The organism is Mucilaginibacter sp. Mucisp73, assembly GCF_059491465.1.
This window is the reverse complement of the sequence record NZ_CP168507.1, coordinates 5,708,185-5,731,430: the sequence shown is the minus strand read 5'-3', so window position 1 is coordinate 5,731,430 and position 23,246 is coordinate 5,708,185. Positions and strand designations below refer to the sequence as shown.

The 23,246-nt window shown below is 43.1% G+C and carries 19 protein-coding genes; 10 read left to right on the top strand and 9 right to left on the bottom strand.

Annotated features, from left to right (window positions below; translation table 11 throughout):
• The first annotated feature begins 54 nt into the window (after positions 1 to 54).
• Entirely contained in the window at positions 55 to 3,477 is a 3,423-nt protein-coding gene (locus ACEN82_RS23600; protein ID WP_413321339.1) for a ThuA domain-containing protein, read from the top strand.
• Between the two features lie 156 nt (positions 3,478 to 3,633).
• Here the strand turns inward: ACEN82_RS23600 and ACEN82_RS23595 are convergent, their stop codons facing one another.
• Positions 3,634 to 4,206, bottom strand: coding sequence for a porin family protein (locus tag ACEN82_RS23595; protein ID WP_091167635.1), 573 nt, complete (start codon positions 4,204 to 4,206; stop codon positions 3,634 to 3,636).
• Positions 4,207 to 4,399: 193 nt separating this feature from the next.
• On the opposite strand from ACEN82_RS23595, the gene ACEN82_RS23590 reads away from it, so the two are divergent.
• The 5 genes from ACEN82_RS23590 to ACEN82_RS23570 all read left to right on the top strand — a co-directional run bounded on the left by ACEN82_RS23590 (position 4,400) and on the right by ACEN82_RS23570 (position 9,112).
• A complete protein-coding gene (locus ACEN82_RS23590) occupies positions 4,400 to 4,615 on the top strand; it encodes a hypothetical protein (RefSeq protein ID WP_090532134.1) in 216 nt (71 codons plus the stop codon).
• Between the two features lie 63 nt (positions 4,616 to 4,678).
• Positions 4,679 to 6,430, top strand: coding sequence for a S41 family peptidase (locus ACEN82_RS23585; protein ID WP_413321340.1), 1,752 nt, complete (start codon positions 4,679 to 4,681; stop codon positions 6,428 to 6,430).
• A 127-nt stretch (positions 6,431 to 6,557) separates the two neighbouring features.
• The gene (locus ACEN82_RS23580) at positions 6,558 to 7,064 is read left to right on the top strand and encodes a hypothetical protein (RefSeq protein ID WP_413321341.1); all 507 of its coding nucleotides are present in this window, start codon (positions 6,558 to 6,560) and stop codon (positions 7,062 to 7,064) included.
• Positions 7,065 to 7,316: 252 nt separating this feature from the next.
• Positions 7,317 to 8,192, top strand: a complete 876-nt coding sequence (locus tag ACEN82_RS23575) for an OmpA/MotB family protein (RefSeq protein WP_112653550.1) — start codon at positions 7,317 to 7,319, stop codon at positions 8,190 to 8,192.
• A gap of 377 nt (positions 8,193 to 8,569) precedes the next feature.
• Complete coding sequence (locus ACEN82_RS23570) at positions 8,570 to 9,112, top strand: hypothetical protein (RefSeq protein WP_208057663.1); 543 nt, start codon at positions 8,570 to 8,572, stop codon at positions 9,110 to 9,112.
• Between the two features lie 85 nt (positions 9,113 to 9,197).
• On the opposite strand, the gene ACEN82_RS23565 is transcribed toward ACEN82_RS23570, so the two are convergent.
• Complete coding sequence (locus tag ACEN82_RS23565; RefSeq protein WP_413321342.1) at positions 9,198 to 9,635, bottom strand: DUF5990 family protein; 438 nt, start codon at positions 9,633 to 9,635, stop codon at positions 9,198 to 9,200.
• A gap of 137 nt (positions 9,636 to 9,772) precedes the next feature.
• On the opposite strand from ACEN82_RS23565, the gene ACEN82_RS23560 reads away from it, so the two are divergent.
• Positions 9,773 to 10,429: a metal-dependent transcriptional regulator gene (locus ACEN82_RS23560; RefSeq protein ID WP_090532127.1), complete on the top strand. Its 657-nt coding sequence runs from the start codon at positions 9,773 to 9,775 to the stop codon at positions 10,427 to 10,429.
• A gap of 113 nt (positions 10,430 to 10,542) precedes the next feature.
• Here ACEN82_RS23560 and ACEN82_RS23555 read toward each other — a convergent pair whose 3' ends face one another.
• The 3 genes from ACEN82_RS23555 to ACEN82_RS23545 form a co-directional block, all read right to left on the bottom strand.
• The gene (locus tag ACEN82_RS23555) at positions 10,543 to 11,043 is read right to left on the bottom strand and encodes a hypothetical protein (RefSeq protein ID WP_413321343.1); all 501 of its coding nucleotides are present in this window, start codon (positions 11,041 to 11,043) and stop codon (positions 10,543 to 10,545) included.
• Between the two features lie 67 nt (positions 11,044 to 11,110).
• A complete protein-coding gene (locus tag ACEN82_RS23550) occupies positions 11,111 to 11,710 on the bottom strand; it encodes a hypothetical protein (protein ID WP_413321344.1) in 600 nt (199 codons plus the stop codon).
• A gap of 96 nt (positions 11,711 to 11,806) precedes the next feature.
• Complete coding sequence (locus ACEN82_RS23545) at positions 11,807 to 12,790, bottom strand: pyruvate dehydrogenase complex E1 component subunit beta (protein ID WP_091167637.1); 984 nt, start codon at positions 12,788 to 12,790, stop codon at positions 11,807 to 11,809.
• Positions 12,791 to 12,978: 188 nt separating this feature from the next.
• On the opposite strand from ACEN82_RS23545, the gene ACEN82_RS23540 reads away from it, so the two are divergent.
• Positions 12,979 to 14,889: a DUF4153 domain-containing protein gene (locus ACEN82_RS23540; protein WP_413321345.1), complete on the top strand. Its 1,911-nt coding sequence runs from the start codon at positions 12,979 to 12,981 to the stop codon at positions 14,887 to 14,889.
• Positions 14,890 to 14,898: 9 nt separating this feature from the next.
• Here the strand turns inward: ACEN82_RS23540 and ACEN82_RS23535 are convergent, their stop codons facing one another.
• Positions 14,899 to 16,086 carry a DUF5009 domain-containing protein gene (locus tag ACEN82_RS23535; protein WP_413321346.1) on the bottom strand — a complete coding sequence of 396 codons (1,188 nt, stop codon included), beginning with the start codon at positions 16,084 to 16,086 and terminating at the stop codon, positions 14,899 to 14,901.
• 82 nt (positions 16,087 to 16,168) lie between these two features.
• Complete coding sequence (pdxA, locus tag ACEN82_RS23530) at positions 16,169 to 17,224, bottom strand: 4-hydroxythreonine-4-phosphate dehydrogenase PdxA (RefSeq protein WP_413321347.1); 1,056 nt, start codon at positions 17,222 to 17,224, stop codon at positions 16,169 to 16,171.
• A 272-nt stretch (positions 17,225 to 17,496) separates the two neighbouring features.
• Between pdxA and rsmA the strand changes: the two genes are divergently transcribed.
• Positions 17,497 to 18,276, top strand: coding sequence for a 16S rRNA (adenine(1518)-N(6)/adenine(1519)-N(6))-dimethyltransferase RsmA (gene rsmA / locus ACEN82_RS23525; protein WP_413321348.1), 780 nt, complete (start codon positions 17,497 to 17,499; stop codon positions 18,274 to 18,276).
• Positions 18,277 to 18,347: 71 nt separating this feature from the next.
• Here rsmA and ACEN82_RS23520 read toward each other — a convergent pair whose 3' ends face one another.
• Complete coding sequence (locus ACEN82_RS23520; RefSeq protein WP_413321349.1) at positions 18,348 to 19,199, bottom strand: DUF4198 domain-containing protein; 852 nt, start codon at positions 19,197 to 19,199, stop codon at positions 18,348 to 18,350.
• Positions 19,200 to 19,258: 59 nt separating this feature from the next.
• On the opposite strand from ACEN82_RS23520, the gene ACEN82_RS23515 reads away from it, so the two are divergent.
• Complete coding sequence (locus tag ACEN82_RS23515; protein ID WP_413321350.1) at positions 19,259 to 21,238, top strand: alpha-ketoacid dehydrogenase subunit alpha/beta; 1,980 nt, start codon at positions 19,259 to 19,261, stop codon at positions 21,236 to 21,238.
• 207 nt (positions 21,239 to 21,445) lie between these two features.
• On the opposite strand, the gene ACEN82_RS23510 is transcribed toward ACEN82_RS23515, so the two are convergent.
• The gene (locus tag ACEN82_RS23510; protein WP_413321351.1) at positions 21,446 to 23,098 is read right to left on the bottom strand and encodes a hypothetical protein; all 1,653 of its coding nucleotides are present in this window, start codon (positions 23,096 to 23,098) and stop codon (positions 21,446 to 21,448) included.
• Between the last annotated feature and the right edge of the window lie 148 nt (positions 23,099 to 23,246).

Here is a 23,246-nt window from a genome sequence, read left to right as displayed (position 1 = left end):
TAAGTCCTGAAACCGATCCGAACACCAATTAACCCAATCTGCAATTAAGTCGATATGAAAAAAATCGTCCTGATGGTTCTTGTGGCATTCAGCTGCATTTACTTATCCTGTAACAAAACACGCCCCAATAAACCGCGCGTGCTTATCTTTTCAAAAACCATGGGCTTTCACCATGCATCCATCGATGCAGGCATAGCCGCTATTAAAAAGCTTGGCGCCGAAAATGGCTTTGAGGTAGACACTACAAAAAACTCGGCAATGTTTAACGAGGATACCCTCAAAAAGTATTCAACTGTTATTTTCTTGAGCACCACCGCCGATGTACTTGATTACAGGCAGGAAGCGGCTTTTGAACGTTATATTCAGGCGGGAGGCGGTTATGTAGGCATTCACGCCGCCGCCGATACAGAATATGACTGGGGGTGGTATGGTCGCCTGGTTGGCGCCTGGTTTTATGACCACCCGGGTATCCATGATAAAAACCCGAATGTACAGCCCGGCACTTATAATATAGTTGATGCCAACAACGATGCAACTAAAGATCTGCCTAAAGTATGGAAACGCACCGATGAGTTTTATAGTTTCCGCAAGCCATTAGCCACAGATGTACATGTACTCATTACCCTTGATGAAAACAGTTACAAAGGAGGGAAGCGTATGGGTAACCACCCTGCCACCTGGTATCATGATTTTGACGGGGGCCGTGCATTTTATACAGCCATGGGCCATACCGACGAAAGTTATAAAGAAACAGGCTACCTGAAAATGCTGCTTGCCGGTATTAAATATGCCATAGGCGAAAATAAGGAATTGGATTACAGCAAGGCTAAAACCCAACTGCCACCCGATGAGGATCGCTTTAAAAAGACACAATTATCAACCGGCGAATTTTTTGAGCCAACCGAGATGACCATATTGCCGAACCTGGATATTATGGTGATCCAGCGCCGCGGCGAGATCATGCTGTACAAGCACGATACCCAGAAGGTAAAGCAGGTTGGTTTTTTTGACGTGTATTGGAAAGCCCATGTGCCCAATGTAAATGCCGAAGAAGGGATGCTTGGCCTGGCCAAAGACCCTGAGTTTGAAAAAAACAACTGGATTTACATTTATTACAGTCCTGCCGATAGTTCGGTAAACCGCCTTTCAAGGTTTACGTTTAAAAACGACACACTGGATAAAAAAACCGAGAAAGTTATTTTGGAGGTAAAGGCACAGCGCGAGATCTGTTGCCACACAGGGGGCTCGATAGCCTTTGGTCCGGGACCTGATAAAACCCTGTTCTTCTCGGCCGGGGATAATTCAACTCCGTTTAATGAAAAAGGACAGAAATATGTAAGCAGTGGTTATGCTCCGCTTGATGACAGGCCGGGTCACCTGCAGTTTGATGCACGCCGCTCGGCCGGTAATACCAATGACCTTCGCGGTAAAATTATGCGTATCAACCTTAAGGATGATGGTACATATGAAATCCCCGAAGGCAACCTGTTCCCGAAAGGTACGCCAAAAACCCGCCCGGAGATTTATGTAATGGGCGACAGGAATCCATACCGGATTTCGGTAGATCAGAAAAACGGCTACCTGTACTGGGGCGAAGTGGGTCCGGATGCGCATAATGACAGCCTTGACAACCGTGGCCCCATGGGATACGACGAGGTTAACCAGGCTAAAAAAGCGGGTAACTTTGGCTGGCCATATTTTGTAGGCGATAACAAACCGTACCACCTTTATGATTATGCCACAGGCAAATCGGGCCCGGCGTTTGATCCTAAGCACCCGGTTAACAACTCGCGTAATAACACAGGTTTAACCGATCTGCCGCCGGCGCAACCTGCATTTATCTGGTACCCTTATGGTCCATCGGCAGATTTTCCGCAGGTTGGCGCAGGTGGCAGGAACGCTATGGCTGGTCCGGTTTATTATACCGATATGTTCCCCGAAGAAACCCGCCTGCCTGATTACTATAACGGCAAGTTTTTAGCATACGATTGGATGCGCGGTTGGATAAAAGCCATCACGCTAACTCCTGAAGGTGATTTTGACAAAATGGAACCTTTCTTCCCTAAATTGAAGGTAAACTCCATGATTGATATGGAAGTTGGTCCCGATGGCAGGCTTTATGGTTTGGAGTACGGCAGCGGCTGGTTCTCGCATAACCCGGATGCTGGCCTGTTCCGGATTGACTATATTTCAGGCAACCGTCCTCCCGAAATTTCATCTTTCAAGGCTGATAAAACATCTGGCGTACTGCCTTTTACTATTAAGCTGACTGCCAAAGCCGCTGATCCGGAAAAAGATAATATTTCTTACACCTGGAACCTGGGTAATGGTGTAACTAAAGAAACAACCACCCCATCGCTTAGCTATACTTACACAACAGTTGGCGATTACAAAATTACTGTTGAAGCAAAAGACGATAAAGGTGCAGCAAGCAAAAGCGCGCCGGTTAATATTTACGCGGGTAATGAGCAACCAACTGTTACTATCGCTATTACAGGCGGCAATAAGTCATTTTACCTGCCTGGTGTGCCGTTCAAATACGCGGTTAACGTAACCGATGGACCTGACACCAAAGCGATAGATCCAAAACGCATTTATGTTGGGCTTGATTATATCGAAGGCTTCGATAAAGCACAATCAGCCACGCAGCATGAGCAGGGTGAGCCCGAAAATCGTGGTAAAACCCTCATGCTAACTATGGATTGCAAAAGCTGCCATAAGGAAGACGGTAAATCAATAGGCCCGTCATTTGTACAGGTTGCCGCCAAATACAAAAAAGATCCTAATGCCATGGCCAAACTCACCCAAAAGGTAATTAAAGGTGGTGCCGGTGTTTGGGGTGAAACAGCAATGTCTGCCCATCCAAACATTAAGCAGGGCGACCTTGATCAGATCATTAACTGGGTGCTTTCCCTCGATAACAGCAATCAGAAACCTTCGTTAGCTGCATCTGGCACTATTATGCCTGCTCCGCCTGAAAAACAACAAGCGGCGGCGCTGGTACTATCGGCCAAATACACAGATGACGGCGGTAATGACATTAAGAAGTTGACCGGAAGCGCCATTGTATCATTAAACAGCAGTACTTACCAGTTTAAAGGCACCGAGAAATTCAACGGGTTTACCGCCTTTAAATACAATGGCATTAACCTGATGATCTATCCGGGTACCGACGGTTGGTTTGCATTGGAGAATATCGATTTAACAGGCGTACGCTCCATTAACCTAACCAACTTCTGGCAAGCACCACCTACTGCTCCGCTTAATTTTGAATTAAGGCTCGATTCGGAAACAGGAACCCTTGCAGGTAAAGGAAGTATGCCTGTGCCTGCTAAGGATGCTAAAGGCGGTGCTGTTCACCTGGTACTTACGCCGGTAACTGACGGTAAAACGCATAAGCTGTTCTTCATATACAAACCGGCAAGTAAAGCCGCTATGACAGCAGGGGTAACATCAGTTGTGTTTAGTGCGAAGTAGATGCCCCCTCTAAATCTCCCCCTAAAAGGGGAGACTTTAAAGAATGCAACTCTTTTTTCGGAGAGAGCCTTATAAAACAAAACGGCCCGGCAGGTTAACCTGCCGGGCCGTTTTACATTCCCAAAGTTCGTGTTCCCACGAACTCTCGATAAATCTTTAAAAAATCTTAAAGCCCACACTCAGTGCCCAAAGGTTTTGGCGTTTAGCAAAGCTATCGCTAACTTTGGTTAAACCGCCTTCGTAACGCAAATCGGCAGTGATTGAACCTATATCAACACCGGCCCCGGCTTGGAAACCAATATTGCTTTTGTTAAAATCATTGAATGCATTACCCACGTTATTACTTACGCTGGTGCTTTGATCAAGCGTGTAAGTATAAATAGGCCCTGCCATAATGCGGAAGTTCAGATCTTTTTGACCAAATGACTTACCTACCAATAACGGCACATTCAGGTTAGTGAACCTTACCTTGCCACTAAATGCGGTATTATTATCATTTGATTCAAATTTACCGCCGGTGCCGCTCAGGTAAAGCTCTGGCTGTAAGTAAACGCCGTTGCCTACGCGGGCAAATAAACCAGCCTGGTAACCGGTCAGGTTTTTGTCGTTAAAATTATCGGAGCCAATTTTTGAAAAATTGACACCCCCCTTTACGCCTAAAGAAAATTGTGCTTTTGCACTGATGCTTACAGCTATCAGCAATACTGCACTTAATAGATACTTTTTCATGATTTTCGATGTTAAATGTAAAGCCATAAACGCACGTTATCCTTTAAATTGTATACGGCCCTACGCTATTAATTTACTTTGGTTATAAATCCGGCCCATATTTGAGCCGTATTACGTATTATCAAGACACGAGCCAAACAATTAGCAGTAGCAACTTGGTATTTTTTATATTTTTGCTGAAAATAAATTGAACATGGCTGAAATCAGTATTACCAACAAGGATTGGGAACGCGTAAAAATTAAGATTCAACGTAAATACAACCACCTTACAGACGAGCAGTTAAAATACAGCGAAGGACAGGAAGAAAGCTTGATTACCAAACTGATGGACCTGGTAAACCGCGACCGCAAATACGTGGTTTTCACCCTAAAAAAGGCCCTGGTTAATATTGATACCAACCGACTGTAAAATAGACACTGCGGTTATACAAACTGGATAGCTTTTTTGTATTTTTATTTTTTTCGAGGATAAATGATGAAACAGGGTTTAGTGTTCAAAAAAGAATACAAAAGAGCAGGCTTATTTGCAGGTATTGCATTGCTGGCCGCGGGCATAGTGGGTTTTAATGACGACCTGTTCCAGATCTCGAAGAACCTTGATGTTTTTGCCTCTGTTTATAAAGAGGTTAATATCAATTATGTTGATGATATCAATTCGGCCAAGCTGGTAAAAACCGGTGTTGATGCTATGCTCGACGGTCTTGACCCTTATACCGAGTTTGTGCCCGAATCGGAAATTGAAGATTATAAGCTGCATTACGTAAGTACCCAGTATGGCGGCATTGGCGCCAGTATTTTTTTGCGTAACGGTAAAGTATTTGTATCGGAAGTGTTTGCGGGCTTCCCGGCCCAAAAAGGAGATGTACACCCCGGCGATCAACTCCTGAAGATAAACGATGTTGACCTTAACGGCAAAAATAATGACCAGGTGAGCCAGCTGCTGAAAGGCTCAAAGGGCGCAGCCATAAAACTGTTCATCAAACGGGATAACACACCTCAGCCATTTGAAAAGAACCTGGTTCGTGACGAGATCAAGCAGCCCAACGTATCATACTTTGGCATGGTTGATGGCAACATGGGGTACATTAAACTGGATAAATTCCTTGAAAATTCAGCTGCCGAAGTTACCAATGCGCTCGTCGAGCTAAAAAAGAAAAATCCCAACGGTATCATCCTTGATCTTCGCTCAAATGGCGGGGGCATACTACAGGAAGCCGTAAAAATAGTGAACCTTTTTGTGCAGAAAGATGTGGAGATCGTATCGCAAAAAGGAAAGATAAAGGAAAAGAACTTTACTTACAGCACCATCAGCGCACCGCTCGAACCCGATTTACCTTTAGTTGTATTGGTAAACAGCCATTCGGCATCGGCAAGTGAAATTGTCGCCGGCGCCCTGCAGGACCTCGACCGAGCGGTGATCATCGGGCAGCGCAGTTATGGCAAAGGCCTGGTACAGCAAACTTTCAATTTACCATACAATAGCCTGGTAAAAATTACCATCGCCAAATACTATGTGCCTTCGGGCCGTTGTATCCAGGAGCTGGATTATACCCACCGTAAGGATGATGGCAGTGTGGTAAAAGTGGCCGATTCGCTGATCCATGAATTTAAAACAAAGAACGGCCGTTCTGTTTATGACGGCAGCGGCATTTACCCGGACCTGTTTATCAAACAGGAAAAATTTGCCAATGTTACCCAGGCATTGGTGGGCAAACTGCTGATATTTGATTATGCCACCGTTTACCACGATAAGCACGCTAAAATTGCCGATGCCCGTTCGTTTACGCTATCTGACGGTGAATACAATGACTTTATAAAATACCTGGCCGATAAAAACTATAGCTACATCACCGCATCCGAAAAATTGTTAAGCTCCTTAAAAGTTGAAGCCACAAAGGATAAACAGTTCAACGATATCCAGGCCGAGTATGAAGGCTTAAAAACCAAACTTATTGCCAGCAAAAAGAATGACCTCATTCAACACAAGGACGAAATAAAACAAGTACTTGAAAACGAAATAGCGTCACGCTATTACTACGAAAAAGGACGCTACGAAACCAACTTTAAATACGATAAGGAACTTGCGCAGAGCGTAAAAACCATGCAGGACAAGGCTCAGCTGGCGTCAATACTAAAAGGCGAAGGCACCTATAAAGTTATCGGGAAACCTGTATTGGCCATGGCAGCTAAAAAAGCAGCCGATAAAGATAACGACGACGAATAGGCTGAACACCAGTCTGTTTCAATTCAAAATACACATTGTATCTAATTAGTTAACCGTTGCAACATGTAGCGGGTTAAACTTTTATGCACGGTTATTGTCATACCTACAAACAAAACAATAACACAACATGAAAAAGATAATTTTAACAGCTGCTATTTTATTAAGCAGCTTAACTGTAAAAATAGCCAGTGCCCAAATAAGCTTAAATATTAATATCGGTAGCCAACCTGCCTGGGGCCCCGTAGGTTATGACCATGTAGATTATTATTACCTGCCCGATATTGACACCTATTACGATATCAATGCCCACCAGTATGTTTATTTTGATAATAATGTTTGGGTTCATGGGGCTATGTTGCCGCCACGTTTTGGTAACTATGATGTATATCGCAGCTACAAGGTAGTAGTTAACGAGCGCACCCCTTGGGTAAGGAACGATGTTTACAAACGTAAATATGCTTCATACAAAGGCCGTCATGATCAGGCAATAATTCGCGATAGCCACGATGAAAAATACCGTAACCATTGGGTTGAACGTAAAACCGTGCGCAGGGTTGACGTAAAACAAAAATCAAATGGTAATAAACGCGGACATGATGGTCATGACAATCACGGCAATGGCCACCGCGATTAAGTTTTTATATTGTTATAATTTTGATTGTTTTTATAAAGGACTGTCCTTTTTGGGGGACAGTCCTTTTTTCTTGCAATTCCCCTTATATCTTCCCTTAGGGGCATAGTTGGCCTTCGGCACAAAAGTTGCCCGTTTATGTCACATTTGGGTTAACTTTTATAGTTTGTTTACTTAGGTTTAGCTATAAACAAACATTATATTCGTTACTTAGTTAACCGATTTATTGTTAAACGATTTAAATCAAATTACACCATGAAATACCGAATATCCATTTTGGCACTGCTTGTAACAGCAGTATTAGGCCAAAGTTGTGTAAGCAGCAAAAAGTACAAAGAACTGGATGCTAATTACACCCAATTACAAAACAGTACCAAAGACCTAAGCATTAAGTACCAAACCAGCGAACAGGCCCTTGCCGTAGCACGTAGCCGTAACAAAAGCCTTGAAGAGCAAATTGAGCAGCAAAAAACAAATGTAACCGCTTTGCAGGATGCTTTGAACAAATGTTTAAACTCAAGCAGCCAGGGCAATGTGAATATATCAAAGCTGGTTGATGAGATCAATGCTTCAAACCGCTATATACAGCAACTGGTTAACGCTAAAAACAAAAGCGATTCGCTCAATATGGTGTTGACCAACAACCTTACCCGCTCATTAACTCCGCAGGAAACCCAGGATGTTGATGTAAAGGTTTTAAAAGGAGTTGTGTACATCTCATTATCTGATAACATGTTGTATAAATCGGGCAGTTATGAAATATCTGATAAGGCAGGTGCTACTTTAAGCAAGATAGCCAAGATCATTATGGACTATAGCAATTATGACGTGCTGATTGAAGGTAACACAGATAATGTCCCTATTTCGCAGAAAAATATCCGTAACAACTGGGATTTAAGTGCTTTACGTGCCTCATCAGTAGTGCAGGCCCTGCAAACCACTTACCAGGTTGATCCTAAACGTTTAACTGCCGGTGGCCGTGGTGAGTATAATCCTATCGCGGATAATTCAACCCCGAGTGGTAAAGCACAAAACAGGCGTACTCAAATTATCATAACACCAAAATTGGATCAGTTTATGGACCTGATAGGCAAAGCACCAGCCGATCAGCCCGCGCCGCCTAAACAATAATTGTAGTTTAGCTATCAATATTTCAAGCCACCCGGTTAGGGTGGCTTTTTTTATGCAGCTATTTTCGTATGTTTTTGCATACAGTATTGCAAGGGCTGAAGCAGGGCTCGGGGAATCCCGGAAAGCTTTTATTTGCCATATAATTATTAACCGAATGATAACAAAAAAACAGTTTTTTTAATTTGGAATATTGCTCATTTAATTAAGACAGAAAATAACTAACATTTGCTGTGTTACAATTAATTGAGCTTGCTTCATTACACTAAGGTTGCCATTACAATGGCATTTGTTTTGAATAAATGGAGCAACAGATATTAAGACAGGTTAAACCATGGGCTTTAACCATAGTCATATAAATATAACTTATTACACGCGTTATGAAAAAGATGATTTTATCGGCAGTTATTTTGTTAAGCTGCTTCTCTGCAAAAATAGCTTCTGCACAGGTTAGTATTGGTTTAGGGATCAACATAGGCAGTCAGCCCGATTGGGGGCCTGTAGGCTATGATCATGTTGACTACTATTACATGCCTGACATTGATGCTTACTACGATGTGCCAACCCATAATTATATTTACTATGAAAACAACGTATGGGTACACCGCAGGTATTTACCTGTAAGGTATCGTAACTATAATGTTTACAATGGATATAAAGTTGTGGTAAATGAGCGTAACCCATGGATACGCAACGCGTACTACAGGGATCATTATTCCGGCTATCGCGGCCGTCATGATCAGGTGATCATCCGCAACAGCCGTGATGTAAGATATGCCAATCACTGGCGCGGCGGCGACCGCGGATGGCATGGCGGTAACCCAAACAGAGGCGGATGGCACGGTGGCGGTGATCATGGTCATGGTGGCGGTCACGGTGGTGACGGCGGACATGGTCACGGCGGTGGTCACGGACATCACTAATAAACATTATTATATAGCATAGGCTTCCTGAAAAGGAGGCCTATTTTGTTTCCATGGCATATCTATAAGTTCATTGAGGCTCAGTTTAAGGCATATTTACCTTCCAGCCTTCAAATGGTTTGACCGTAGCACAAATGGGACTGCCGTCTTTTGCTGTTCCCGGAAAGCTCGTTATAAGGAATGCAGTTGGATGATGGCTAAGCTGGGTTATCATGTCCCAGGTTACTCCGGAAAGTGGAATTTTAACTCTGCGGCTCCAGCCTCCCACCTGGCCTGCATATTCACCCACGTCAATATAAAGGAATTGGCTTGCGGGCTTTCCCTGTACAAACGGCCCCGAAAATCGAGGTTCATTAATCTTCTGTGGATCGCTTTTTAATTGAATCGTCAGATTAAATTGCATATCCAGCCCATCGGACCGTTGTGTTTGGATTGTCTCATATCTGTTTCCGCTACCCTTTTGAATTCCGAAATCTACCCCCACCGGAGGATTTTGAAGAAGAATACAAAGTTGAATATCCATATACAATTATAATACAAACCAATCTTCAAAAGTTTTATCCGGAGTATTTTCTTTTAAGCTGAGGCACTACCTAACGTTCAGGATGTAATAAGCGTTTTACTTTTGCTTATGTTTGTATTTTATCAAATTGAATACTGATGTATACGCTTTCGGAAGAAAACTATTTAAAAGCTATTTATCGCCTTGCATTACAAGGGAAGGATTTTAAAATAACGCCCACCGCCATTGCCGAATCACTCAGCAATAACCCAGCCTCGGTGGTAGATATGATCCGTAAGCTTACCGAAAAGCAATTGATAGAATATGATAAAAAGAATGGTGTAAGGTTAACCCAGCAGGGCTTAAAGGATGCTACATTAATTGTACGTCGCCATCGACTCTGGGAAGTTTTTTTACTGGAGAAATTAGGCTATCACTGGGATGAGATCCACGATATTGCCGAAGAACTGGAACACATTAACGACGCCACCCTTGCCGACAGGCTGGATAAATTCCTGGGCTTTCCCGAATATGACCCGCATGGCGACCCTATACCAAAGGCGAACGGTAAAGTGCCTAAATCCTATTCCGTAAGCCTTTCTGAGCTTAAACCTGGTGCCCAAAGTCATGTTGCCGCCGTGCGCGACACCAGCAGTTCATTTTTGCAATACCTTCAACGGTTGAACATCGGAATAGGCACAAAAATTCAGTTGATTGAAAAAATTCCGTACGACAGTTCGCTGGTGATAAAAATTGAAAACCGCGGGGATACCACGGTTTCGCAAAAGTTTGGCGAGAATATATTAGTAGATTAAGCTTAAAGCAGAAAGCCGAAGGCTTAAAGCTTTGGAGAAAAAGAGCAGAATGCTTAAAGCTAATCTGTAAGTTTAAAAGCTTTTAGCTTTCTGCCTTCGGCTTTCAGCTCAAACTAAGGTTTCCCCGTTACTCTTGATGATTCGGCAAGTTCACCATCAACGTCTACATCAAAGTAGAGGCGGTAGATCTCCCATTCATTTTTGGGTTTGTAAAACATAAACGTCATGCGGGCCGGTTGGCCTTCGTGTTTAAGCAGATAGCTGTACAGTACCAGGCTATTTGAAGCCTTGCGTTGCATGATCAGGTCCTTGCCGAGATATTTGCCTATTACACTTCGCATGGAATCTATTTTGACAATAATCCCGGTAAGCCGGGTTGAATCCATCTGCTTGTTGCTTTTAAAAATATCAATCACTGCACGGGCTGTGCCTTGCTTGTCGTATTCTTTAAAAAACTTATCAATAAAGGTTTGTACCCCGGTTACCGGAGCCGCAGCTGGAGCTGCGGTGGCAGCAGTCGCCTGGGTTTGTGCCGAGGCAACATTGCCAGTAAATACCAGCGCCGATACAATAAAAAATAAGGGTTTAAATGCTTTAAAGTAGGTGTATCGCATGTTCAAAAATGTTAATTTTTAAAAGTAGGTATTTTTACAGAAATACTTTTAGCGCCGGCATAAAATTTTAGTCGGGTAACACAGTAATGGCCTTTTCAAGTTCAAGAAAGAAATAATCCTCCCTTAGCTTTTTATCAAGCGTTGCCTTATCAGCCTTGAATGACGGTGCACCGGACTCAAAGTGCCATTGCCCGAGATATGTGAGTGTATTTTTATCAATCTTGAAAACAATGCGGTGCAGGTCTTCCCGTTTGATGATGCCGCTATCCACTTTGTTTTTAAGGTTGATCTCAAAATCAATACCTCTAAAAACGGGCCTTATATTATTCTCGATTCCGTACCATTTGCTTTTTGAATAGTAAAAGTTTACTATTTCATATGTGCCCGGCTTTATAAAAAAGCAAAATGGATTCTCTTTTCTTGATCTGAGTGGGGGCTTTACTTCAAATGAAAATACTTCGTTTGTTTCCAAATTTCTGACTCTGATCGTTTGCTGATAGCCTGTTTGCCAAAAGGTAAGGCGTTGGATAAAACTCCCGTAAATAATGGCTTGATTTTCTTTTAAAATAGTTCCGGGATACACATACTCCAATGGGATTATTTTTGTTTTTTGCCCGTATCCAAACAGGCCTGCTAATAAAAAAATACAAGCAAAAAGGTACTTCATAATGATAAGGAACTTTAAAATTTAGGTTGGGGGTGATGAAAAATAAAGAGCCCGGTATTCTCATATCGGGCTCTTACATATTTTATATTAAAATGATTACTTGGTAACGTACATTACTTCTTTAACCGCTTTGATCACCCTTTCAGGGTTTGGCAGGTACTCCTGGATCAAAGTTGGAGCGTAAGGAAGCGGAACATCGCCACCCATGATACGCAGGATAGGAGCGTCAAGGTAATCGAACGCATCTTTTTGAACTTTGAAAGCAACCTCGGTAGCAATTGAACCTAACGGCCAGCTTTCTTCAATAATTACCAGGCGGTTTGTTTTCTTTACCGATTCGATAACTGTAGCATAATCGATAGGGCGTACAGTACGCAGGTCGATCACTTCAGCGTGGATACCTTCTTTTTCAAGTTCGGCAGCAGCAGCGATAACCACTTTCATGATCTTGCCAAAGCCAACTAAAGTAACGTCAGCACCTTCTTTAACAACTTTTGCTTTACCCAATGGGATATAGTAAGTTTCTTCAGGCACTTCACCTTTATCGCCATACATTAATTCCGACTCCATAAAAATAACCGGATCGGGATCAAGGATGGCTGATTTTAATAAACCTTTAGCATCGTATGGGTTTGATGGTACAACCACTTTTAAGCCAGGGCAGTTGGCATACCAGTTTTCAAAGCACTGGCTGTGCTGTGAGCTAAGCATACCTGCATTACCGGTAGGGCCGCGGAAAACAATCGGCACCGAAAACTGGCCGCCGCTCATTGACATCATTTTGGCAGCGCCATTGATGATCTGGTCGATAGCCACCAGTGAAAAGTTGAAAGTCATGAACTCGATGATAGGGCGTAAGCCGTTCATTGCCGAGCCGATGCCGATACCGGCGAAACCCAATTCAGAGATGGGCGTATCTATAACACGCTTTGCGCCAAATTCGTCCAGCATTCCCTGGCTCACCTTGTACGCGCCGTTATATTCGGCAACCTCTTCACCCATCAGGTATATATTCTCGTCGCTGCGCATTTCTTCGACCATGGCCTCTCTTAGCGCTTCTCTGAATTGTATTTCTCTCATTATAGTAAAATGATGTTTTTTTGCGAACGCAAATATAAACACTAATGTGTTAAATGCAATTAACCGTGGTATTGGTTTGATTTTTAATACATATATTTTACATTTTCATCATACTGCAAGAAGTAAAACCTCAAACCGAACCTCAAAAACACAAATAAATACTACATTAGTTCCTAAACCTCACACAAATGAAATTCCCGTCATTAAAAAACCTGTTGCAAAGCGCGGTAAATACCATTAAACGTTATCCGTTTGAAACACTTTTTGCCTTAGCTGGCACCATAGCAGCTACTATAGAGATCGAACTTAATCACCTTAACCGTATAAGCGAAAACTGGTGCATGCGCACTATCATGATAGCCAGCCTTGGTTTCCTGCTTAGTCTTTCAGCTACGCTGTACACGCGAAGCAAAGGATGGAAAACAACCAAAATAGTATTAGCAAAAATTGCAGCGGCTGTGATAGCTGTACTGTTTATATTTATTATTAATCCCCCGGAGCGACAGGCTGATTATACCCGATTCTTTCTGCTTAGCCTGGCTTTTCACTTGATGGTTTCTTTTGCTGCCTTTACCGGCAAAGGCCAGATACAAGGCTTTTGGCAGTTTAATAAAACTCTTTTTTTACGCTTTTTGGCATGTATGCTGTATGGCGTAGTATTGTTTGCTGGGCTGGCCGCAGCAATAGGAGCTACCAACTTTCTGTTTAATTTTAAGTTTGAGTGGGATACTTATCAGATTTTATGGGTATGGATCACAGGGATGTTCACCACTACCTTCTTTTTAGCGGGAGTACCAACAAACACTCGCGCGCTTAATGAAGATGAAAGCTACCCCAAAGGCCTGAAGATCTTCACCCAATATGTACTCATCCCGCTATCAACAGTATATGTGCTCATTTTACTGGCTTATGAAATCAAAATTCTCATTGAATGGAAGCTCCCTAAAGGCCTTGTATCAAACCTGATATTAGGTTATGCCGTATTTGGCATATTATCGCTCCTGTTGGTATACCCCATCCGCGAGCAAAACGAAAATAAATGGCTTAAAACCTATACCCGTAGTTTCTACTTTTTGCTTATTCCTTTACAGATATTGCTATTTGTGGCCGTTGGTACAAGAGTATTTAGTTATGGCGTTACAGAGTTTAGGTATTTTTTGATAGCACTCGCTTTGTGGCTGCTGTTCATTTCGCTTTATTTTTTATTATTTAAAAAGCAGAATATTAAAATCATTCCAATCTCACTCTGTATACTAACCCTGCTTAGTATTTATGGGCCACAAAGTGCATTTACCATGAGTATGTATTCGCAAAGGGGTATGGTGATTAGCTTTTTTAAAAAGCATAATGGATTTAAAGATGGAAAGCTGATACTTGTTGATAGCACAAAAATCAACATGAAGGAAGGAAGCCTCGGCGCAAGCAGGCTCAGCTATTTCATTTATCATTACGACCTAAAGGGCTTGCAACCCTATTTTAAAAGAGATTTAAACATAGTTGCTGATTCATTAGCAAAACAAAAGGGGGAGTACAACAACCTGCTGGTTGACAGGGAGGGGTTAAGGACTTTAAAATATCAATGGGCAAAAAAACAATTGGGCCTAGGCCGTTTCAGTGATTATTATTATCCCTTTGCCGAGACAACAACCGATTTTTCAGAGAGCGAAAGCTATATGTTTAGTCAAAAAGAGAATATCACGGTTGTTAAAGGATATGATATTGAACTTGCAAGCAACCTGGGGGCAGATACTGTGATTAATAACTATAATGGCATCACTATAAAGCAAGTTCATTTTTCCGAAACACACAGGTGCAGCTTAATGCTTAATAACGATATAGTTAAATTTGATCCCATTGAGATTGTGAATAAAATGATGACCGATACTACTACCCTCGAAAAATATCGTAGCAAAAAGAATAAAGATAACCTTTATATGCCAAAAGGCTATGAGCTGCCAGCAAATATGATGCAGGTAACCAGACAAACGCCCGGTTATACTGTAGTATTTCAATTCAGCAGTATTTACTTTGATCGTTCAAAAAAAGGAAACCCAGATATAAAAAACTTTAGTGGAACATATCTCATCAAAATAAAGTAAACAGTCAGCTTATATCTTAATCCTAATATTGATTTTATCCAGCAACCCCGTGAGCCATACCATTACAAAAGCAAATACAATACACTTGATTAGGCCGCCGGTACCCTGGCTCAGGTATTCGGGGTAGCCTATCCTGCTCATTTCATATATGGGATAAAACAGGAAGGGCACTATGTAACAGGTAAAAGTGTTGGTGCCGGCGGGCTCTATCACCTTAAACCAGTTGTATTTATTTTTAACATCAACCAGAAAAATAAAGAAAGCATATACCACCAAACTAATGCCGGTACAAATGAGCACCCATGAAGGGGTATCGCGCTCTTTGGAAATGCCGCCACTAAAATAGCGCACTATAAAGCCCAGGTTAAACAAAATTATTGCAATCAGGATCATGGCCACCCAAAGCATCTTCATTTCGTTATTGGCCTTGAGGCGCATATACAATACCGAAATAAATACCCCCGCCATGGTGAACGACTGCATAGCGCCGTTGCCGGCTATCCAGATATAGCCCTGCAGCTTATCGATAAAATCAAGAAAGCCGAAGTGCACATCCAGGTTAAAGAAAATGAAGAACATCCAGGCCGCCAGTTGTACCCATAAATGCCCATCAGAATAGTAATAGATAAGCGCACAAAGCATGTATGACCATCCTATCAGGCCTAAAATACCCCACCAGGTAAAGTGAAGCCAGGTATGCCCGGGGTCGCTGGTACGATACAGAGCCGCCATGCCTGCAAGTAACAATATACCGAAGCCCTGCAACATATAGCGTTTAGTGGCTGACGTATCCTTGCTGTAATCTAAAAAAATAAAGAAGAAGCTGAATGTAACCAGGCTTTCCCAAACTGGTTTGGGTAACAGGGTGGTAGCTTCATTGTAGGTTTCCATGTTGGCATGAAAGAAACCTATAAAAATGAGCGCGAATGAGCGGCTCACTATCCGTGATAATAATTTGAAATTATCGCCCTGCTTTAACCTGTTTTGAAAAGCAAAGGGAATTGAAAGCCCGACTATAAATAAAAACGCGGGGAAAATAGTATCTGCCAAACCCAGCGCATCAACATTTGAGCCCGCGTGTTTAAGCCATGTTGGGGTATTCGGAATGCCATCCAGGTCATTCACAAATATCATGAGGAACATTGTTACAGCGCGGAATGCATCTATTGAACGTATGCGGCTAAGAAAATTATTCATTCAGTCATGTAAATGCAACAAGCAGCGTAAATGTTTTAATTTAACGGTAATTAAATTGAAACATTACTATTACAAGGCTTTTTTAATCTCTGTCGCGGCTTAGCTTGCTGAATAAAAGTGGATTTTCATTAAGTTCCAGCCCTTCCCTGCGGTTCTTTACAATGTGGATAGCTGTAAACAGCGCTTCGCGGAAGGAGACCTCAGAAGCCTGGTTTTTTCCTGCTATATCATACGCTGTGCCATGATCGGGCGAAGTGCGCACAAAGTTTAGCCCGGCTGTAAAATTAACACCTGTTTCAAAGGCGATCTGTTTAAAAGGGATCAGGCCTTGGTCGTGATACATAGCCAGTACAGCGTCAAACTGCAGGTAAGTGCCATTGGCAAAAAAGCCATCGGCCGAGTACGGGCCAAATGCCAGGATATTGTTTGTGCGGGCTTCTTCAATAGCAGGTATAATGATATCTTTTTCTTCGCTGCCGATAAGGCCGTTATCGCCGGCATGCGGGTTAAGCCCCAATACCGCAATTTTTGGCTTGCGCACCCAGAAATCATTTTGCAGGCTTGTGTTCATTAGCTTCAGCTTGGCCAATATTTTTTCGGCGGTAATGCTTTCGGCAATTTTTGATACCGGGATATGACCTGTAACCACGCCAACACGTAAAGTATCGCTCACCAGAAACATCAGCGATTCGGCAGCACCATCGTATTGCTGTAAATATTCGGTATGGCCGGGAAAGTGGAATTTATCGTTCTGTATATTATCCTTGTTAATAGGAGCCGTTACCAGGGCATCTATATAACCTTCCTTCAGGTCATAAACAGCGCGCTCCAATGATTTGAAGGCGTACTTACCGCCCGCTTCCGTAACCTGCCCTATATCAATCTTTACATCTTCCTCCCAACAGTTGATCATGTTAGGTTTGCGGAAATGAGTTTGCGAAGGATCATTGATCACCAAAAAATTAAGCTCATTAACCTGGGTTGCACGGCGGTGGAACGAAGCCACTTTGGTATGCCCGTAAACAATAGGCGTACAATAATCATAAATCTTACTATCGGCCAAAGTTTTAATAATTATCTCTAAACCGATGCCGTTTACATCGCCAATGCTGATCCCAATTTTTAATTTATCGCTCATTATTTTTTTATGATTTCACCGAGTTTTATGATTTCACCGATTTTTTTAAGCGGTGATTTCAATATTTTAACAGTGATGATTATTAATGGTTTATAAAGCTAAACGGCCTTTGGCCTTTTGCTTTTCGCCTTTAACCTTCAACTTAGGCAAACCTTTTACCTTTAACCTTTCGCCTTTAACCTATCTTTACACCTGCAAATAAAAGATTTTAAGCTTATAGTTCCTGATAAAAGCACAAATATGATTTAATTTGCTCAAATATTTGATTAATAATGACATTGGTAAGGGCAAAAAAACATTTAGGGCAACATTTTCTTACTGATAAAAACATAGCAGCAAAGATAGTGGACAGCCTGAAACCCGAAGGGCGTTTCGGCTATGTGCTTGAGGTGGGGCCGGGCATGGGTGTACTGTCTGATTTTCTGCTGCAAAAAAGCGAGTACGAAACATCACTCATTGATATTGATACCGAATCGTACGATTTTCTGAAAAAAAAATACCCGCAATTAGGTGCCCGCCTTATCAATGCGGATTTTCTGGAGCTTGATTTTAAAAGCATTTTCCCGGAAAACTTTGCCATTATCGGTAATTTCCCCTATAACATCTCATCGCAAATACTTTTTAAGGTGCTTGACAACCGCCAGCAGGTGGTTGAGGTAGTGGGCATGTTCCAGAAAGAGGTTGCTGAACGCTGTGCCGCCAAACCAGGCAGCAAGGAGTATGGTATACTCAGCGTGTTTTTACAAGCTTACTATAAAGTGGAATACCTGTTTACGGTGAAGGCCGGTGTATTTAATCCTCCGCCCAAGGTGCTTTCGGCAGTGATCAGGCTTACACGCAACGATAAGCATACGCTTGATTGCGACGAGAAACTGTTTTGGCAAATTGTAAAAGCCGGGTTTAATCAGCGCCGCAAAACCCTGCGCAACGCCATATCATCGCTCATCAACAAAGAAAAATTGACTGATGAGCCTGTCCTCGATCTGCGTGCGGAAAGATTGAGTGTGGAGGATTTTGTTAAACTTACTAACGCTGTTTCAGCGAGCAGGTAGGTAATTGATGTTTAGCCCTTTAATCTCCCATCAATTAGCGACTACTAAAGCCTGCAAACGCTGCTAAAAAATCAATGTTTATTGCCAAATCCAAACTCCCTGTATGAATTTGGTACGTCATCGGTATTACTGAAGGCAAAGGTGAAGGTAGTGCTCCAGTTTTCATAATCGGCTTTTTTATCCTGCGATGGTTCAACATGGGTTGAACTGACCATATATACCCCCTCCCGGCTCAGTTTAAAAAACACCAGGCCATTGCTGTCGCTCAATAATTTTTGCGGAACGATGGTGCCGTTCAAAGTGCGTACATATTGCATTACCACAGCGTCCTTCATAGGTTTACCTTTAAAAAGCACCTGAGCGGTAACATCATCGCCATAGCTTGATTTATAGGGATTTTGCTGTATTACAATTTCATATTCCTCACCCAGGGGTTTATCAAAGTCCTTACCGTTAGCTTTATCAACAGAAATAAGGGTTTTGCTTGACTGGTGATACTTTTCAACGAAGTATTGCTGGCTGCTGGCCCGGGCTTCTTCGGCCATTTTATCGAGGCCTTCACTTTCAAGCGCCCTGATAAATTTATTCCTTTCCGATTCTGTTTCGTCATCCCTTACCAGTTCAAAAAGGGCAAGCCCGGAGTTTTGCAACTCATAAGTAAGCAGACTGCTATCGGCGGAGTTACTGACTTTTGAAAGATCTGTTTTCTTTGAGCCTTCATACAGCATAAATTTAGTTGCCTTTGCTGTGGCAAATTTAAATTCATTTTCGGGTTTAAACTCATTGCCGCTCAACAAGTGCAGGTTAAGCTTATCGCCTTTGTGAACGTAAAAATTATGTGGCAATAAAAAAAAATCCTGCGAACTGGCCGCAAAGCCGATCATGAGCAGTAATATAATGATGAAAATAGAGGTGCGCTTCATAGTTTTTGGATAGTATCACCAAACATACAAAGTTTTAAAAACTTCAGTAGTTTTACGTTATGATTTTTGACAGGAAAAACCTCGATAATGATACTTTGCTGGCATTTTATAAAAAATTGCTGTTTCCGCGCATGGTTGAAGAGAAGATGCTGATCCTGCTGAGGCAGGGCCGCATTGGCAAATGGTTTTCGGGTATTGGCCAGGAAGCCATAGCAGTTGGCAGCGTCCTTGCTATGAATGCCGACGAATATATTTTGCCTATGCACCGCAACCTCGGTATTTTTACATCGAGAAATATCCCCTTGTCGCGGTTAATGGCGCAATGGCAGGGCAAACCTTCGGGCTTTACTAAAGGGCGCGATCGCTCCTTCCACTTCGGCACCCAAGAGTATAAGATCATTGGGATGATATCCCATCTCGGTCCGCAGCTTGCCCTGGCCGATGGCATTGCCTTAGCGGATGTATTATCGGGTAAAAAAAAATCAACCCTTGTTTTTACCGGCGAGGGTGCTACCAGTGAAGGGGATTTTCACGAAGCACTTAACATAGCCTCTGTTTGGAAACTGCCGGTAATATTTCTGATCGAAAATAATGGCTATGCCCTTTCAACCCCAACCAACGAACAATATAATTGCCGCGAACTGGTTGATAAAGCCGTAGGCTACGGTATTGAAGGCCGCCGTATTGACGGCAATAACCTGCTTGAAGTTTATAACACCATAACCTCACTTAATAAAGCTATTCGTGAAAATCCGCGCCCTGTTTTGCTGGAATGTATGACCTTCAGGATGCGTGGCCATGAGGAAGCATCAGGCACCAAATATGTTCCCACTAATTTATTTGAGTGGTGGGCAGGAAAGGACCCGGTTACAAACTTTGAAAAGTACCTGATTACCGAAGGGGTTTTGTTTAAAGACATGATCTCTCTTATCCGTAAGGAGTTCGCCGCCCTTATTGAAACCGAAATTGAAAAGGCTTATGCCGAAACAGATATTATACCGGATGTGGACACCGAAGTGCGGGATATGTACAAGCCTTACAGCTTTCCTGCTGTACAGCCAAAATCATCGCCGGTTACCAGTAAGCGCTATATCGATGCCATTAGCGACGGGCTTAAACAAGCTATGCGCAAACACCCCAACCTGGTGATCATGGGGCAGGACATTGCCGAATACGGCGGCGCATTTAAAATTACCCAGGGCTTTGTTGAGGAATTTGGTAAGGCCCGTGTACGTAATACCCCCATTTGCGAATCAGCAATTGTTGGTGCAGGCATGGGACTTGCACTTAACGGTTACAAAGCTGTGGTTGAAATGCAATTTGCCGATTTTGTTACCTGCGGCTTTAACCAGGTTATTAACAACCTGGCAAAAACGCATTATCGCTGGGGGCAGAGCGTTGATGTGGTAATACGGATGCCCGCGGGTGCAGGTACCGGGGCAGGCCCCTTCCACTCGCAAAGCAATGAAGCCTGGTTTACCAAAACTCCTGGCTTAAAAGTGGTTTATGCGGCTTTCCCGGCAGATGCCAAAGCGCTGCTGCTTGCCGCTATTGACGATCCTAACCCGGTAATTTATTTCGAACACAAATACCTGTACCGCAGTATCAGCGCCGATGTGCCTGATAATGATGTAATGATAGAGATAGGCAAGGCTAATGTGATTAAGCAAGGCGAAAAGGCCACTATAATTACATTTGGCCTTGGTGTACACTGGGCATTGGAGTATGCAAACAAACATCCCGATCAATCCATAGAGATCGTCGATCTGCGCAGTCTGCAACCCTGGGACCAGGAAGCAGTGGAAACCAGTGTTAAAAAAACAGGCCGGGTGCTGATTTTGCATGAAGATACGCTTACCAACGGTTTCGGCGCCGAAATTGCGGCCCATTTGGCCGAACATTGCTTTAAATATCTCGATGCCCCCGTAATGCGCTGTGGTAGCCTCGATACAGCCATCCCCATGAACAAAGCTTTGGAAGATCAGTTTTTGGCCAAGGCACGATTGGAAGAAAGCATGGAACGGCTGCTGGCTTATTAGGCAGGGCCCCCGAGCTATACTTCTATTCCTTTAGAGTTTCATGTTACGCTGAGCAGCACCGGAAATATTGATCTTAACTGATTATTGGCGATTAATTTGGGGTATAATGAAAGACTATACTGCTTATCCCGTTGCCTTTGGGTTTAAGTGAACCACATTGAGTTTTTAGAGGAAGCATAACTACGGTTAATATTTTAAGTGTTTCAATTATTTTTCAATAAAAAAAGATTGTTCAACGGGTATTGCTGTTTGCAGTTTAGGCTCATGGCTATTACCATATTGCCAGGCCACTACCGTAACCTTTACCGGGAAACGGCTGCGCGGGGGAATAGCTGTAATATTTAATGTATTGCCTGATAGCTCTGCAGGGCCTTCTAATACATAAAACCCTACAGGCACCTGTGCATCTGAGCTGGCATCCAATTTTATTCCCTTTGCATGTGCCTTTTGGTTGGGGACCGGTAAAAATGTAATATGCTGCTCCTTCCCCGCTGTATTGTGTGGCGGCACAAGCATCTGTGATTGCTGTACGGCCGGTTTATACTCGGCATCTCCAGGATGGGTAGCAGCAAACCACAACTCATAACTATGCGGGTTCTCCCAAAAACCGGCCTGCGGGCTCAATCTGAAAGTGGAGTCATTTAACTTAATAACCGGGCCTGTAATGCGGTTAATGGCAATAGGAATATTCCCGGCAGCATGCCCTATAGCGGAACCAACCGGCATGCCAGCCCAAACAGGTAAGCGGGGACTGCCCCCGGGTACGGTATCATAAAATGCAGCATGGAGTTTAAAAGTGATGCCATCGGCCTCAGGTTCAAATTTCAGGTTTACCTGCTGGTGCGTATTACGCTGTTCAACCATTTGGCCATGCTGTACATAACCTATTAACTGGGGTTTTTGATTGCGATGTTTTGCCTGGTAGGTTATTGTTGCCCGAGCTGTTTCTTCATCAAAATACCAAAAGGCTTTTGAAGCATCCTCCTTATACCTTCCTACAGGTGCTGCATCCGCGGCGGGCAATTCATTATAGCGCCATTTATCAACCAGCCAGCCGGTTTTTGTCGGATCGATATCAATCAATTTCGGAACATTACCCGGAGGTGCATTTTTTGGCAAGCGGTACTCCATGGCTTTTTTAATGTAGAAGGCCAGATAGCCGGTTTTTTCAGGCGTGGCAGCGAAATGCCCCTGTGCCGGGTTGGATAGCATACTCAACGGCAGCAGCGGATGTTCCTGTCTTTCTTTTAATCCCTCATCGCTCCAGGTGTTTGCAGCTTCGTATTCGCCCATTGTTTCCAAACAAGGGACATAATCCAGGCTTTGATCTTTACTCCAGATATCGGGAGCAAAAATGTTTCTTACATATGGCCATTGCCCGCTTACCGAGATGCAAGCAAGCGTACGCGAAGGGTTCCATACACCGAAATAATAAGGCGCGCTTGCCGCTGCCGAATGCCCGATAGGGATCACCGGCGCTGTTTTCAATTCGCTATAACCTGAAATATCAGCGAGGTCATTGATCAACGCGTTAAACTGATCTCCGGCGCCTTCGTTAAATAAAAACTTAAGATTGAAAGCCGGGCTAACCCAGATTTCCGCAACACCCAGCTTGCCCATCTCCCCTCTGAATTGAGGATCTTCCAATATGGATTGCTCCTCCATATTGTTTTGGGCGAATATGACGGCCTTCACTTGCTTACAATTCGGCGATATCCATAAGAAAGCCCTTGACGGGTCCCGCTTAGTACCAGCAGGCTTAACCGGCATCGACCATTGCCAAACAGCAGCTTGTGCCATCTGCCGATCCGCCAACATCAGCGAACTTAAAAAAATAAAATAAAGACAATACCTTTTCATAATTCTAATTCAATACAATTTCAGTATCGGCGCTTGCCGGCATATTAAACACCATTGTTTATTGAAGCCCTCGTTTACCGGATCGCCTTTTATCGTTACATTATTGAGTGTGATAGTATGGGGGGCAGGTAATATGAGGGTTGATATA